Annotated in this window: 11 protein-coding genes and 2 pseudogenes; 4 read left to right on the plus strand and 9 right to left on the minus strand. The window is 63.3% G+C overall.

Annotated elements, in window-relative coordinates; all coding sequences use genetic code 11:
- Window positions 1–90: 90 nt before the first annotated feature.
- On the minus strand, window positions 91–1,860 hold the full coding sequence (gene ctaD, locus MVA47_RS20720) for a cytochrome c oxidase subunit I (RefSeq protein WP_247209706.1): 1,770 nt from the start codon (window positions 1,858–1,860) through the stop codon (window positions 91–93).
- Between the two features lie 268 nt (window positions 1,861–2,128).
- Between ctaD and MVA47_RS20725 the strand changes: the two genes are divergently transcribed.
- Together MVA47_RS20725 and MVA47_RS20730 are read left to right on the plus strand one after the other, a co-directional pair.
- Window positions 2,129–3,109, plus strand: coding sequence for an ABC transporter substrate-binding protein (locus MVA47_RS20725; protein ID WP_247209708.1), 981 nt, complete (start codon window positions 2,129–2,131; stop codon window positions 3,107–3,109).
- Between the two features lie 66 nt (window positions 3,110–3,175).
- Window positions 3,176–3,523: pseudogene (locus MVA47_RS20730) on the plus strand (beta-class carbonic anhydrase); the annotation flags it as partial.
- Window positions 3,524–3,603: 80 nt separating this feature from the next.
- On the opposite strand, the gene nrdF reads toward MVA47_RS20730, so the two are convergent.
- The 5 genes from nrdF to MVA47_RS20755 all read right to left on the minus strand — a co-directional run bounded on the left by nrdF (window position 3,604) and on the right by MVA47_RS20755 (window position 8,589).
- The gene (nrdF, locus tag MVA47_RS20735; RefSeq protein ID WP_023963321.1) at window positions 3,604–4,608 is read right to left on the minus strand and encodes a class 1b ribonucleoside-diphosphate reductase subunit beta; all 1,005 of its coding nucleotides are present in this window, start codon (window positions 4,606–4,608) and stop codon (window positions 3,604–3,606) included.
- Window positions 4,609–4,672: 64 nt separating this feature from the next.
- Window positions 4,673–6,862, minus strand: a complete 2,190-nt coding sequence (gene nrdE, locus MVA47_RS20740; RefSeq protein ID WP_247209710.1) for a class 1b ribonucleoside-diphosphate reductase subunit alpha — start codon at window positions 6,860–6,862, stop codon at window positions 4,673–4,675.
- A complete protein-coding gene (gene nrdI, locus MVA47_RS20745; RefSeq protein ID WP_247209712.1) occupies window positions 6,838–7,338 on the minus strand; it encodes a class Ib ribonucleoside-diphosphate reductase assembly flavoprotein NrdI in 501 nt (166 codons plus the stop codon). The genes nrdE and nrdI overlap by 25 nt, the downstream gene beginning before the upstream one ends.
- Window positions 7,339–7,397: 59 nt before the next feature.
- Window positions 7,398–7,649 carry a redoxin NrdH gene (locus MVA47_RS20750; protein WP_030163979.1) on the minus strand — a complete coding sequence of 84 codons (252 nt, stop codon included), beginning with the start codon at window positions 7,647–7,649 and terminating at the stop codon, window positions 7,398–7,400.
- A gap of 364 nt (window positions 7,650–8,013) precedes the next feature.
- Entirely contained in the window at window positions 8,014–8,589 is a 576-nt protein-coding gene (locus MVA47_RS20755) for an NADPH-dependent FMN reductase (RefSeq protein WP_247209714.1), read from the minus strand.
- Between the two features lie 94 nt (window positions 8,590–8,683).
- Here MVA47_RS20755 and MVA47_RS20760 point away from each other — a divergent pair, with 94 nt between their 5' ends.
- Window positions 8,684–9,433, plus strand: coding sequence for a TetR/AcrR family transcriptional regulator (locus MVA47_RS20760; protein WP_374474285.1), 750 nt, complete (start codon window positions 8,684–8,686; stop codon window positions 9,431–9,433).
- Between the two features lie 42 nt (window positions 9,434–9,475).
- On the opposite strand, the gene eccB is transcribed toward MVA47_RS20760, so the two are convergent.
- Window positions 9,476–10,939: a type VII secretion protein EccB gene (gene eccB, locus MVA47_RS20765; protein ID WP_247209716.1), complete on the minus strand. Its 1,464-nt coding sequence runs from the start codon at window positions 10,937–10,939 to the stop codon at window positions 9,476–9,478.
- 276 nt (window positions 10,940–11,215) lie between these two features.
- Between eccB and eccE the strand changes: the two genes are divergently transcribed.
- A complete protein-coding gene (gene eccE / locus MVA47_RS20770; protein WP_247209717.1) occupies window positions 11,216–12,808 on the plus strand; it encodes a type VII secretion protein EccE in 1,593 nt (530 codons plus the stop codon).
- Window positions 12,809–12,826: 18 nt separating this feature from the next.
- Here the strand turns inward: eccE and manA are convergent.
- Window positions 12,827–14,058 (minus strand): annotated as a pseudogene (gene manA, locus MVA47_RS20775) (mannose-6-phosphate isomerase, class I).
- Window positions 14,058–15,182: a hypothetical protein gene (locus tag MVA47_RS20780; RefSeq protein WP_247209718.1), complete on the minus strand. Its 1,125-nt coding sequence runs from the start codon at window positions 15,180–15,182 to the stop codon at window positions 14,058–14,060. The pseudogene manA and the gene MVA47_RS20780 overlap by 1 nt, the downstream one beginning before the upstream one ends.
- Window positions 15,183–15,220 lie beyond the last annotated feature (38 nt).

The following is a 15,220-nucleotide window of genomic DNA, read 5'->3' on the forward strand; positions in this document are numbered from 1 at the left end:
CGTCGCCCGGCTCGGAAAGCTCGCACACAGCACCGCGGCGGCACTGAAAACCAGTGCCGCCGCGGTGTGAGAGAACTCAGTTGTGCCTGGTCAGCTCGGATCGGGATCCGTCGAGGACTCGTGCGTGCCGACTGTGAGTGGATCACGCTTGGCATGTTCTGCTTTTTCGCTGGCATGGCCGACGTGTGCTTCTTCGCGCATCCGGTCGACCATGTGCGGGTAATGCAACTCGAACGCCGGACGCTCCGAACGGATCCGGGGCAGCTCGGTGAAGTTGTGCCGCGGCGGCGGGCAACTGGTCGCCCACTCCAACGAGTTACCAAAGCCCCACGGATCATCCACCGTCACCACCTCGCCATACCGGTAGCTACGGAACACATTCCACAAGAACGGCAACGTCGAAGCACCCAGAATGAACGCACCCACCGTCGACACAATGTTCAACGACGTGAACCCATCCGTGGACAGGTAATCGGCATACCGACGCGGCATACCCTCGTTACCCACCCAGTGCTGCACCAAGAACGTCGTGTGGAACCCGATCATCGTCAACCAGAAGTGGATCTTGCCCAAACGCTCATCAAGCATCCGGCCAGTCATCTTCGGGAACCAGAAATAGATACCGGCGTACGTCGCGAACACGATCGTGCCGAACAACACGTAATGGAAGTGCGCCACCACGAAGTAACTGTCAGACAGGTGGAAATCCAACGGCGGGCTCGCCAGCAACACACCGGTCAGACCACCGAACAAGAACGTCACCAAAAAGCCCACCGAAAACAGCATCGGCGTCTCGAACGTGATGTGACCCTTCCACATCGTCCCGATCCAGTTGAAGAACTTCACACCCGTCGGCACCGCGATGATGAACGTCATGAACGAGAAGAACGGCAACAGCACAGCCCCGGTGGCATACATGTGATGGGCCCACACCGCCACCGACAAAGCCGCAATCGCCAAGGTCGCATAGACGAGTGTGGAGTAGCCGAAGATGGGCTTGCGCGAGAAGACCGGGAAGATCTCCGACACGATCCCGAAGAACGGCAACGCAATGATGTACACCTCGGGATGACCGAAGAACCAGAACAAGTGCTGCCACAAAATCGCACCACCATTGGACGGGTCATACAGATGCGCCCCGAACTGCCGATCAACCTCCAACCCCATCAACGCCGCCGTCAACAACGGGAACGCCAGCAAGATCAGCACACTCGTCACCAAAATGTTCCAAGTGAAAATCGGCATCCGGAACATCGTCATACCCGGCGCACGCAAACACACCACCGTCGTGATCATGTTCACCGCACCCAAAATCGTGCCCAGACCCGACACACCCAGACCCAAAATCCACATATCCGCACCCGGACCCGGCGAATGCACCGCATCGGTCAACGGCGTATACGCAGTCCAACCGAAGTCAGCCGCACCACCGGGAGTGATGAACCCGGCAATCGCCACCGTCGAACCAAACACGAACAACCAAAAACTGAACGCATTCAACCGCGGGAACGCCACATCCGGCGCACCGATCTGCAACGGCAACACCACGTTGGCAAACCCGATCACAATCGGCGTCGCATACATCAGCAACATCACCGTGCCATGCATGGTGAACAACTGGTTGTACTGCTCAGTCGACAAGAACTGCAGACCAGGCACCGTCAACTCAGAACGCATCAGCAACGCCATCAAGCCACCGATGAGGAAAAACGCAAAACACGCAACCAAATACATGATGCCCAGCATCTTGTGATCGGTCGTCGTCAACATCTTGTAGATGAACGAACCCTTGGCACCCGTGCGCTCGGGATAAGGCCGAACCGGAGCCACCTGAGTGGTGGGCTGGTCTACCGCGGTCACTGATCCTCCTGCCTGCGTGGCCTCTCGCCTGCGTCAGGTGCGGAAGTGTGTTCCGCGGAGGACGTTGGGGCGACGGCCATGAATGTGCGCTGATGTTGATCCTAGACCCTCATACGGCCCGCAGCCGATCGGGTCCTACGAACTGTCGTAGTCGATCCGGGGGTGGGCAAACGCGGCTTTCGACATCGGTCTCCACCCGGCGGAGCAGTGCTAGTTTGTTCGGGATTCAGCCGTCATCGGGCCGCAACCGAAGAGTGGAAGAGAACCTGTGAGCGAAGTGATCCGTCGCCGTCGCGCCCTGGCGACTCTTGCGCTTGCCACCCTGGTCAGCGCAGGTGTGAGTGGATGCCTCGACTCGTCTGTACCCGAGGGCGAAGGGTCGATCGTGAAGACGACGACACGTATCGCCTCGGTCGATCTCGCGGACCCCGATCGCCACAAGAACCAGACATGTCAAACACCGGCACCGGTCGACTCCGGAGCCCCCGACCCCAGTCGCATCCTGGTCGCGGACCCGAGCCTCCTCGACGCTCTGTGCGCGCTCGGCGTGCAGGGCAAAGTGGTCGCATCCACCACCGTCGGCGGCTCACTCCCCTCGTTCATGGGCACAGCGGTGCAGGATCTTCCCACCGTCGGTGAAAAGAGTCGGCCAGACGTCGCACGGGCGGCCGCGAGCAAACCTGACCTCCTGCTGACGGTCGGCGAATCCCCACTCGACGGTGCTGTGGGCTCGGTCCGGACCGTCCAGATCGACCCGGCGCAGGACTGGCGCGAGCGGTTCTCGGCGGTTGCCGAGGCGGTGGGCCGCGGTGACGCGGGCGAGCAACGACTGCGGGCCTACAAAGACGCCGCCAAGACCACCGGCGACCGACTCGGAGCGCGATACAACCAGGCCTCTCTCGTGCGGTTCGGCAAGGACTCCGAGACGGTGGAGGGCACCGACGGGTTCGCCGCGAGCGTCCTGACCGACATGGGTGTGCAACGTCCGCCCGGTCAGCGTGAGCCGGAGCCGACGCCGATAGACGACAAGAACTTCGAGATTGCCGACGGAGATGTCATCTACGTCGGATTCGACGGGCCTGCCGGGCTGGAGCACGGCACCTCGGTCCTTGAGAGCGATCGATGGCGCGACATGGGTGCACCGAGCTGGGGACGCGTGCGCATCGTGGAAGACGAGGTCTGGTTCGGCTCGGGAGGACTGTCGGCGGCGAACATAGTGCTCTTCAACGTCGGCAACTCATTGGTGTGAGACCCCCGTTTCCCAGGTTCGCCGAAGGCGTTCGACCAGATCATCGCGGCGGACTTCGTTGGAATCATCGTGGCTGGTGAGGCACATGTCATCCGCAATGCCGGCGGCGTGATCACGGACGATGAGATCCGGTCAGTCGCCATCAGCCAGCGGCTGCTCGGCACCACCGAGATCATCCTGATCCACCACACCGACTGCGGCATGCTGACGTTCACCGACGACGACTTCAAACGAGCCATCCAGGACGAGGTCGGCGTGAAGGCGGCGTGGTCTGCCGAGGCGTTCAGCGACCTGGACGAAGACGTGCGGCAGTAAGTGGCGCGGATCGAGAAGTCCCCGTTCATCACCAAGACGACGTCGTTGCGCGGGTTTGTGTTCGATGTCGCCACCGGGAAACTCAACGAGGTCAGCTGAGAAATTCGCTCCACCTACGACAAAACGCTCCGGTTGCGGCCGGAGCGTCTTGTCGTAAGTGGAGCGAATTGTGGCGTGGGTCAGAACTCCCAGTCTTCGTCTTCGGTGTTGACGGCCTTGCCGATGACGTACGAGCTGCCCGAGCCGGAGAAGAAGTCGTGGTTCTCGTCCGCGTTCGGTGACAGAGCCGACAGGATCGCCGGGTTCACGTCTGTCTCGTCCCGGGGGAACATCGCCTCGTAGCCCAGGTTCATGAGCGCCTTGTTGGCGTTGTACCGCAGGAACTTCTTGACGTCTTCGGTGAGGCCCACATCGTCGTACAGCTGTTCGGTGTAGTCGGTTTCGTTGTCGTACAGCTCGAAGAGCAATTCGAAGGTGTAGTCCTTCAGCTCCTGCCGACGCTCTGGCGTCTGGGTTTCCAGCGCCCGCTGGTACTTGTAGCCGATGTAGTAGCCATGCACCGCCTCGTCGCGGATGATCAACCGGATGAGGTCAGCGGTGTTGGTCAGCTTGGCCCGCGACGACCAGTACATCGGGAGGTAGAAGCCGCTGTAGAACAGGAACGACTCGAGCAACGTGGAGGCCACCTTGCGCTTGAGCGGGTCATCGCCCCGGTAGTAGTCCATGACGATGCGCGCCTTGGTCTGCACGTACTCGTTTTCTTCGGACCACCGGAACGCCTCGTCGATGTCCTTGGTGGAGCACAGCGTGGAGAAGATGGAGCTGTAGCTCTTGGCGTGCACCGACTCCATGAACGCGATGTTGGTGAGCACCGCCTCTTCGTGAGGGGTGGTGGCATCCGGGATCAGGCTGACGGCGCCGACGGTGCCCTGGATGGTGTCAAGCAGCGTCAGGCCGGTGAAAACCCGCATGGTGAGCTGCTTCTCGACCTCGGTGAGGGTGCCCCACGACGGGATGTCGTTGGACACCGGCACCTTTTCCGGTAGCCAGAAATTACCGGTGAGGCGGTCCCACACCTCGGCATCTTTCTCGTCGGGAACCCGGTTCCAGTTGATCGCCGAGACCCGGCTGACCAGTTTGATCGGTGCTCCGTCGGCCGGCGAATGGCTCTGAGTGGACGTCATCGTTCCTCGCTTACGAGTTCTTCATCATGAAAGTTGTTGTCGGCCAAACACATCGAGACAGCCACTACAGCATGCAGGAGACGCAACCCTCCACCTCGGTCCCCTCGAGAGCCATCTGACGCAGCCGGATGTAATACAGCGTCTTGATTCCCTTGCGCCATGCGTAGATCTGCGCCTTGTTCACGTCGCGAGTGGTCGCGGTGTCTTTGAAGAACAACGTGAGACTCAGCCCCTGGTCCACGTGCTGGGTGGCTGCGGCGTACGTGTCGATGATCTTCTCGTAGCCGATCTCGTACGCGTCCTGGTAGTAGTCCAGGTTGTCGTTGTCCATGTAGGGCGCCGGGTAGTACACGCGGCCGATCTTGCCCTCTTTGCGGATCTCCACCTTGGCGGCGACCGGGTGGATCGAGCTGGTCGAGTGGTTGATGTAGCTGATCGAACCCGTCGGCGGAACGGCCTGCAGGTTCTGGTTGTAGATCCCGTGCTCCTGCACGGACACCTTCAGCTCACGCCAGTCGTCCTGCGTGGGGATCGCGATCCCGGCCTGTCCGAACATCTCTCGGACCTTGTCGGTCTCCGGTGCCCAAGTGCGGTCGGTGTACTTGTCGAAGAACTCGCCGGTCGCGTACTTCGACCGCTCGAATCCACCGAACGCCCTACCGCGCTCCTTGGCGATGCGGTTCGATGCGCGCAGCGCGTAGAAGAGCACGGTGTAGAAGTAGATGTTCGTGAAGTCGATACCCTCGGGCGATCCGTAGTAGACCCGCTCTCGCGCCAGGTAGCCGTGCAGGTTCATCTGCCCGAGGCCGATGGCGTGGGATTCGTTGTTGCCCTTCTGGATCGAGGGCACCGACGTGATCGCGGTCTGATCCGACACGGCCGTGAGCCCGCGGATCGCGGTCTCGATGGTGTGCGCGATGTCGGGCGAATCCATCGTCTTGGCGATGTTCAGCGAACCCAGGTTGCACGAGATGTCTTTGCCGATGTTGGCGTAGGACAGGTCGTCGTTGAACTCCGAGGCCGTGGAGACCTGCAGGATCTCCGAGCACAGGTTGGAGTGGGTGATCTTGCCGTCGATCGGGTTGGCGCGATTCACCGTGTCCTCGAACATGATGTACGGGTATCCCGATTCGAACTGCAGCTCTGCCAGCGTCTGGAAGAACTCACGTGCCTTGATCTTGGACTTGCGAATCCGCTTGTCCTCCACCATTTCGTGGTACTTCTCGCTGACGTTGATGTCCGCGAACGGCACACCGTAGATCCGTTCGACGTCGTACGGGCTGAACAGATACATGTCGTCGTTGCGCTTGGCCAGCTCGAAGGTGATGTCAGGGATCACCACACCCAACGACAGCGTCTTGATGCGGATCTTCTCATCCGCGTTCTCGCGCTTGGTGTCGAGGAAGCGGTAGATGTCGGGATGGTGTGCATGCAGGTACACCGCACCCGCACCCTGCCGGGCACCGAGCTGGTTGGCGTAACTGAACGAGTCCTCGAGCAGCTTCATGATGGGGATGACACCCGAGCTCTGGTTCTCGATCTTCTTGATCGGGGCACCGTGCTCACGAATGTTGCTCAGCAGCAAGGCCACTCCCCCGCCGCGCTTGGAGAGCTGCAGTGCGGAGTTGATCGAGCGCCCGATCGATTCCATGTTGTCTTCGATGCGGAGCAGGAAGCACGACACCGGCTCGCCGCGTTGTTTCTTGCCCGAGTTGAGGAACGTGGGTGTGGCCGGCTGGAATCGGCCTTCGATGATCTCGTCGACGAGGTTGCGGGCCAGCGCGGTGTCCCCGTCGGCGAGGGTGAGAGCCACCATGGCGACACGGTCTTCGAACCGCTCGAGGTACCGCTTACCGTCGAACGTCTTCAGCGTGTAAGAGGTGTAGTACTTGAACGCACCGAGGAACGTCGGGAACCGGAACTTCTTGCTGTAGGCGTGATCGAAGAGCCCCTTGACGAACTCGCGGTCGTACTTCGCCAAAACCTCTGGCTCGTAATAGTTTTCCTCGACAAGGTACTTGAGCTTCTCTTCCAGGTTGTGGAAGAAAACGGTGTTCTGGTTGACGTGTTGCAGGAAGTACTGATTGGCCGCTTCGCGATCCTTCTCGAACTGGATCTTGCCGTCTGCGTCGTACAGGTTCAGCATCGCGTTGAGCGAGTGGTAGTCCATCTCACCCGGGTTGTGTCCCGACGGGTCGGCATGTGCGCCTGACTTGCTTGCCGAGGTCTCTACTGCGGTTGCGGTTGGCGACACTGTGCTGGCTCCTGTGCGAGTTGATCGAGTGTGAATTGATGGAGGCCGGTGCGGACTCGCTCTACGTCTTCGGCGTCGCCCATCAGCTCGAACCGGTACAGGTACGGCACCTGGCATTTGTTCGAGATGATGTTGCCTGCGAGGCAGAACTCTTCACCGAAATTGGTATTCCCTGCCGCGATGACCGCGGTGATCAGCGAACGGTTGTGTTTGTTGTTCAGGAACTTGATGACCTGCTTGGGAACGAATCCGCCGGGCTCTCCTGACGCCTTCCCACCCCCATAGGTAGGGCAGACCAAGACGTAGGGCTCATCGACGACGAACGTGCCCTCGGGGTCGAACAGGGGGATCCGGACCGCCCGAAGACCGAGCTTCTCGACGAATCGGTGTGTGTTCTCCGAGACGCTCGAGAAGTACACGATCAGCGGGGGGCCATCGGATCCGGCCTCCGCGGAATGTACGGGAATCTTCCCCAATGTCCCGACCTCCGCGATGGTGCTGACGGTGAAGCTAAGAAAGGATGAGACGACGTGGATCAGGCTGCGGCTGCGACGAGCGCCTTGATGCGATCCGGACGGAACCCTGACCAGTGGCTGTCGCCGGCGACCACCACGGGCGCCTGCAGGTAACCAAGAGCCATCACGTAGTCGCGGGCCTCGGAATCCTCGGTGATGTCGACGACCTCGTAGTCGAGACCGTTCTTGTCGAGCGCCTTGTAGGTGGCGTTGCACTGCACGCAAGCAGGCTTGGTGTAGACGGTGATCGTTGCGGTGGCCGAAGTAGTCATATCCCAGAACTCCCTGTGTGCGGACCGGTTATCGCTGCCGAAAATGTGTCTCGAGCAGCAAATCGTGTCTTTCGTATCTCGATCTGGCCGGCCTGTCAGTGCTGTTCGTAAGAGTCAACCCCGTCGTGCCGTTCAGTGTTCCAAACACTACACCTAGTGTCTGACATTCGGGAGCGACACAACACGTTGCGAATCACATTCATGAAAGTCCCAGGTCGGGAGCTCCGAAAAAATCGGCATCTGGCGTGTCTCGGCGTGTCGTTCGTCACATGTCGCGCCGAATACGAACGGACCGCCACGGCGAGTCGATCGATCTCGCCACGGCGGTCCGTCAAAGGTGTTGTCGGCTGTGCGAACCCCGCCCTCAGGCGGCGACGGTGGCGTCGACGGCATCGACCAGCACCGTGACGGCGTGCCGCAGCTGATCGACCACCTCGGGCACTTCGGCCACCGGCTTGCCGCCCAGCTTGCCGATGGTGAGATGCAGTTCGACGTCCTCGACCACCCGGCCTCCGGCGATACCCACCGACCGGCTGGTGTCGTCGTGTGACCACTTCCCGCCGAACTGCGCGAGCGCTGCGCCCAGCACTCCGACCGGTTTACCGGTGAGGGCGCCGTCGCCGTACGGGCGTGACAGCCAGTCGATGGCATTCTTGAGAACCGCCGGAATGGTGCCGTTGTACTCCGGGGTGACGATCAGTACAGCGTCCGCGTCTCCCACGGTCCCGCGCACCCTGGCAACCTCGGCATCAACCGGCTCGGTGTCGAGGTCCTCGTTGTAGAACGGCAACAGTTCCAGGCCCGAGTACACGTCCACTGCGACGTCGGCCGGCGCGTTCTCCGCGGCCACGCGTGCCAGCGCGCGGTTCACCGACTCGCGTCGCAGGCTCCCGACCAGCACCACGATCTTCGTCGACTCCGTTTTGTTCTCGTTTGTCACTGCTCTTCCTCCAAGATTGATTCGGCCTACAACCGACTCAACCGGACCATGGTCCGAATAATTCCGTCGTTGCAGCAGGCGTTACAGTCAAGGTGTGTCCAAGCCCGCACGGCACCCGGCACCCGGGGCGAACTCCGAGCAGTCCAGCGCGATCGGCGCCGAGCTGCCGTTGATCGATGCCCCCAACACGCCTCGACCGCCCCTTCCCCTGACACTGACCGGACGCCACCCCGCCTCGATCCCCCTGGTCGACAACCAGGAACCGGAACGGGCCGATGCCGCTCGCAACCGTCAGCTGCTGATGGAAGCCGCGACTCGCCTCATCGAATCGTGTGGCGCGGCGGCGGTCACCATGGACGCGGTCGCACGCGAGGCGGGCGTCGGCAAAGGCACCGTCTTTCGCCGATTCGGCAACCGGTCCGGCCTGATGCTCGCTCTGCTCAACCACTCCGAGATCCAGCTGCAACAAGCCTTCCTCACCGGCCCGGCGCCACTCGGACCCGGCGACCCGGGCGAGAAGGTCGACCCGCTGGACCGGTTGATCGCATTCGGCCGCGCCCGCCTGGCGATGGCAGCGGCACACCTCGATCTACTGCTCGAAGCCGAGGACACCGGGCCACAGCGGTTCAGCCATCCCACCAGGACTGTTGTGGTCACCCACACGCGAATGTTGCTCACACAGATGGGTTTTCGCGGCAATCTCGAACTGATGTGCATGGCGGTGCTGGCACCGCTGGAAGCTCCGGCCATCCACCACATGCTCCACAACGACCACATGGCCCTCGGTCAGATCGGCGATCGGTGGGAAGAACTCGTGCGGGCGCTGACGCCGCCACGACGCTGACTCCGCTGGACAACTGCGGGCCATCATCCCGAATCGATCCGTCTAGTTGCCGGGTGGCTCGAACTGCGCACCGGCCAGATTCGGCGCGATGCCGTCGTGGGACACCAGTGCGTCGTACTGGTTCAGTGTCGGTCCGACAGCGAGCAATGAGATGACCGACCAAGGCGCCGGCAGTGGATCTCCTCCGAGCCCAATGACATCGGCGGTCGCAGCGTCGGGGACGCCGAAACGAACCCCCGAATCGTTGACGTAAAAGAGGGATTCGGCTCGCGTGCTGTCGGGTTCTGACCCCGTCGCCTGGATGTAGTGTCCACGTCCGGGGGTGACGAACGCCGCGTCGAGACCCGGGCCGGGACCGTCGGCGCCGCTGAGCGGAACCGGCTTGTCGCGTGGCCTCAGCGGCAGGGCGGAACCGAGCAGTGTCTGTAGCGACGCCTCGTGGTCGTCCACCGACCGTGACCAGGCCGCACATATGACGGGGTCGGCCGTAGCGTCCGCGAATCGTGGCGGTGCCGTCGGAAAGTCGTCCGTGGGGAGAATGTTGACCGTCTCCACCCCTGTCAGAGCGCCGGGATTGAGTGTCGGCACACTGTCGGCACCCGATCGATCAGCCTGCCGGATGATCTCAGCAGCGACCTCACCGATCCGTTGCACTCCTTGCGCCAACGCCACATAAAACGTCGCCTCTCCCGACAGCGCAGTCACCTTGAACACCGATCCGACTGGGGTGTCCCGGCCGAGAGCCGAAGGGGCACCCCGATTCGATATGTCGGGCACCGCAATGGGATCGGTTTCCGGGAAGGCATTGAGGACCCCCGGACTGACCTCGCGCACCTCGGCGTGGTCGAGATCGAGAGCTCGGCGTACCGGCACGCTCTCGGTGTCGACGCGGGATCGGCGCCCCGCACCGATCAGGTGGACCTGCCCCGCGGAGGAGACGAGAACGGCCTCGTCCCCGGGCCCGTCGGCTCCGCCGGCCGAACGGACCTGTTCGCCGAGTACGGGGGCCACGCCTTGCACGCTGGTGGCGACCTGACCGGCCGACGTCGTGTCGCAGACAACCCAGTCCGAACGCTTCGTGTCGGTGGGGCCGGGCAGCGCCGCGGGCGCTCCGGGAATTCCGAGAAGCGGGCCGCGCGCGTATCCCGTCAACTTCTTCTCACCGACCGACTTCGGGGACTCGTCGCTGCCGGTGATCAAACGCGCCGAGGCGAGATTGAGGACAGGATGCAGTCGGCCGTCCAGGACCACATACATCGCGCCGGCCTTCTTGCTGATGATGATCTGCGACTTACCAACGGAGCCTTGCGGTTTGATCAACCCGTATACCCCGAAGCCGGCGAGCACCAGGATTGCGAGTACCAATCCGACCATAAGCGACCGCAGCTGCGACCGCATCGGGTCGTGCAACATCCGCACGTCCCGACGGATCAGCGCATGCTCGAGTCTGCGCAGTAAAAAGCGGTATCCGTTGACCTGAGCCTTCGTCGTCAATTGAGCCGGCATGCCGTCCCCCCATCTCCCCGGCGTGTAGCGTATAGCACCATTGGGCCGGCGGAGACGTAGCGCAGCGGAGCTCGACCAGACTTGCGGGAGACGTAGCGCAGCGGAGCTCGACCAGACTTGCGGGAGACGCAGCGCAGCGGAGCTCGATCGAGGATGCCGGTAGACGTAGCGCAGCGCAGCGGAGCTCGACCATATTTGCAGTAGACGCAGCGCAACCGGGGGGATGCGAGCGGGGCTCGTCCATGACGTGCGGTGTTGATGATTCTTGGGGGGATCATGAAGGTAGTGGTCGCGATCGAAGTTCTGATCGCCGGGGCGCTGGTGCTGTCTCACGACGTGGGCGGTCTCTGGTGGGCCGGGATCGTCGCGGCAATCGCGTTGTCCGCGACGCTTGTCGCGCTGCCGGGCCGTATGTCGCTGGCGGAGCGGACCGGTTTGCGACTGGGCCTGTGGCGCAGAAGGCTCATCGGTGCAGCGGAGTCGGACGGTTCGAAACCGGATCAGGCACCGTTCGACATACCCGTATCCGGATCGAATGCGATCGGCGCACGTTGGGACGGAACGGCTCTGGTCACGGTGGTGCGTATCGACACTCCCCCACCCACCCTGAGTTTCCTCGACCCCAGCGGTTGTCGCGGCCTTCCGCCGATCCCCCTGGCCGCCCTCGCCGAATGCGTTCGCCAGTTCGACATCCGCCTGGAGTCGGTCGATGTGATCAGCCACGGGATACGCACGCACGGCACCGGGCCGGTGGCCCAGGTCTACCGGCGCACGCTGGGCCCGTTGCCTGCCACTGCATATCGGTCGGTGCTTGTTGTGCTGCGGCTGGACCCGTCGCACTGTCCCGACGCCGTCGCACGTCGGGGTGGTGGTTCCGAAGGCGCTCTGCGCACCGCGATGATCGCGACCCGCCGGGTAGCCAACCGCCTTGCGGGACAGGGTTTGTCGGCCAGCATTCTCACGGCGGCGCAGATCACCGCCGCGACCGGCCACCTCGCTCACGGCGCCGACACCGGTGAGGTGCGCGAAGACTGGGATGCGGTGACCTCCGATCGGTTGCGCATGTGTACGTATGCGGTCGATCCCGACCACCTCGACGAGATCCTCGACGCGGTATGGGCCGTTCCGTCGATCTCCACGACGGTGACGATGCGATTGTCGCCGGCAGGGCCCGGCGAGGTCGCGATGCGGACGCTCGTCCGGTTCAACTCTGCGTCCCTTGATCATTCGGCGATAACCGGGTTGATCGAGTTGCCCGGCCGTCAGCGCACAGCGCTCGCGGCAAGTCTGCCGGTGGGGGCTGCCGCCGAGCTACCCCCGATCGGAAGGCAGACGGTGCCGTTCGATTCCTTGTCCGATGTGGCCCTGTCGGCAACGGGCTGCGGTCAGCTCGTCGGGGCGGACCACTCAGGCCGGGCCGTTGCGGTCGACCTGCTGGGTGGTCCACCGCATCGGGTGTCGATCGCCGGCGGCCTACATCTGGCTCAGCAGGTGTTGCTGCGCGCCATCGCAGTCGGCGCTCGAGTCCTCGTCTACACCGACCATGGCGCAGTCTGGCAACAATTCGTCACCGCCGTCGGGGATCCGGGTCTCCTCGCACTCGCAGGAGGGCGAAACCCCCAGGGTCACTACACCGTGGCGGTCTTCCATGGCGTGGCACCGGCGCCCGTCGATGCTCCGACCGTGATCACCGTGGTTCCTCCCGGCTCACCGGGTGAACCGGCGGACGTCCGGCTGGTACAGAATGAAGCCGCTCCTCAGGACATCTGGGTTGCCACACCCACCGGCAGCGCAATGGTGACGATGGTCGCGACGCCGGACGAGATGGCATTCATCGGCAGTACGCTGCCGGTTCCTTCCAGGGTCTGACCACGTCGGACCGGACGGCTAGTGTCCGGGTACCAACCCTCGGAAGAATGTGGTGTGGGCCGATGCCGCATGCACGATGACGTCGGGATCGTTGTCACCCAGCCACGCCGCCCGACCTTGCGGCACCACCAGATGACCTGATGGACCCCGCAGTTCGATCGAACCCGTTGTACACAGCAGAATCTGCGGACCGGGAACATCGAAGAGGATCGACGACGGCCTGCGTAGACCGGTCCCGTCGAGCTCCACCTTCGACAGTCTGAACTCCGCCGCCGGTGTCTGGTAGATCAGTTCGGAATTCAAGGTGTGGATCGATGGAGCGATGTCGCCCGGAGCGACCGGGGTGAAGTCGAGGACGCGCAACAACTCGGGGACATCGACATGTTTGGGGGTGAGACCACCGCGAAGGACGTTGTCGGAGTTGGCCATCACTTCCACAGCGGTGCCCCAGAGGTAGGCATGGAGATTGCCTGCCGGCAGATACAGGCCTTCCCCGGCGCGAGCGTGACCCGATTGAGCAGGAGCACAGCGAGAACGCCAGGGTCGAGCGGGTAGTTCTCGCCGATCTCCAGCACCGTACGGGCCTCGGCTGCGAAGCGGTCCTGCCCGGATTCGAGATACCGGATTGCCCCGGCCAGAACTGCCGGGATGAGAGTGGACAACGCCGACTCGGGAAGGGTGATCCAGGTGGTGAACAGTGCCCGCAGACCCTGCGAGTCCGGTTGACCGGCAATCATTCCGAGGTGACTGTCCAGCTCGGGAACCTGTAGCACGCGCAGCAGGTCGACCGTCTCGCGCACGTCACGGAAGCCGGCCAGGGCGTGGAACTCGCTCAGTGCCACCACGAGTTCGGGCTTGTGGTTCTCGTCGCGGTAATTGCGGTCCGGTGCACCCACATCGATGCCACGCTCGTTCTCCCGCGCGAACCCTTCTTTGGCCTGCTGCAGACTGGGGTGTGCCTGCAGTGACAACGGCTCCTCGGCCGCAAGGATCTTCATCAGGAACGGCAGACGCCCGTCGTACCGTTCGGCACAGAGAGTGCCGAGTTCTGCATGCGGATCGGCGTCGATGACTTCCAGGAGCGTGTTCTCCCGGGCGTCATCACGAACGACCGCGGGCGCTGCCGGGTGGGCCCCGAACCACAACTCGGCCTCCGGATGCGCGCTGGGTGTGGGCATCCCACGCAGAGCTGCTATCGCAGTACGCGATCCCCAGGCATAGGGACGGACGACACCATCGAGCAGGCGCATCAACGATCCCCGACCAACCGCAGGTAGGCACCCGCCATGTCGACCCTCAATCCCAAGATCATCAGTGGCACAACATCTTCCAGTCCACTCGGCGCCGGCCGGTCAGCATGTGTGCCGGGCGCCGGCTGCCCGTCGACCGGTGGAGACGCGGGACCACTGGTCACCACATCGGCATCCGGCAGCACTCCGAGGCGACGACGGATCTGCCACTCGCGATCGGGGGTGGTCAACACTTGTACCCGGACCTGTTGCCCGGCGACCGGGCCGTCGATCTGCGCGTCGTGAAAGATGGGATCATAGTCTGCCGACAAGGCTCCGCCCCCTTTGGCCAGCACCGGTGCCGCCGCCAGCACGTCGCCGAGATCCGTTGCCGTACTGACGATCCCGGCACTGGCGAAGACACTCCTCGACGCGTGCACCGCGAGCGCCAGCGCAGCCGGCGTGTCTGCCGCCCATACTGTGGGATGCCCGACCAATCGCGCCGCCAATTCCTTTGCGGCATTGTGGAACAGCTCGTTGGCGGGGTGGTTCCCGGCGGCCTCGGTGTCGAGCTGATCGGCGAGCGTTTCGAGGTCGGGGTGGCGGCCGGTCACCCGGACCGATTGCAGGCCGGCGAGAACAGCCAGGTAGGCACACACATAGTGGGTGAAACGGAAACGCGCAGGCACCGGAACCCGCGGCGACATGTCCAGCACCCGCCCGGCCAGCGCGTCGCGCAACGGCCCCTCCACAGGTCCGGCGACCACAACCTCTGCCTGTCGGCGTCCGGCACGGGCCGCCGCGTCGGCGAGCCTGGGATCGCCGGCATCGTCACCGGCGATCACGACCACGTCGAGAGGACCCACCCACGACGGCACCGTTTCGGACCTGATCAGTGGAACGTCGATGTGGGGCGCGGCCAGTGCCAGAACCAGAGCCGCCGCCCGTCCGGCCGGACCGGCGCCACAGACGATCACCACGGCCCGTGGCCGTAGGTGGCCCAGAGGCTCCAGAACGCCTTCGCTGTGGGCTGCCGACACTGCGCGACACTGCGCACCGGCCAGGGCCGAAGCGGGCAGCAGACCGTCGACGTCTGCGTCGAGCAGTGCGGCGACATCGTCGAGGTCTGGAGCTCCGGTCAACATGAGACCAGACTAATGGTCCGCACCCGTTCGGGAGCGGA

Origin of the sequence: Williamsia sp. DF01-3 (assembly GCF_023051145.1) — a bacterium.
Classification (GTDB): Bacteria; Actinomycetota; Actinomycetes; order Mycobacteriales; family Mycobacteriaceae; genus Williamsia.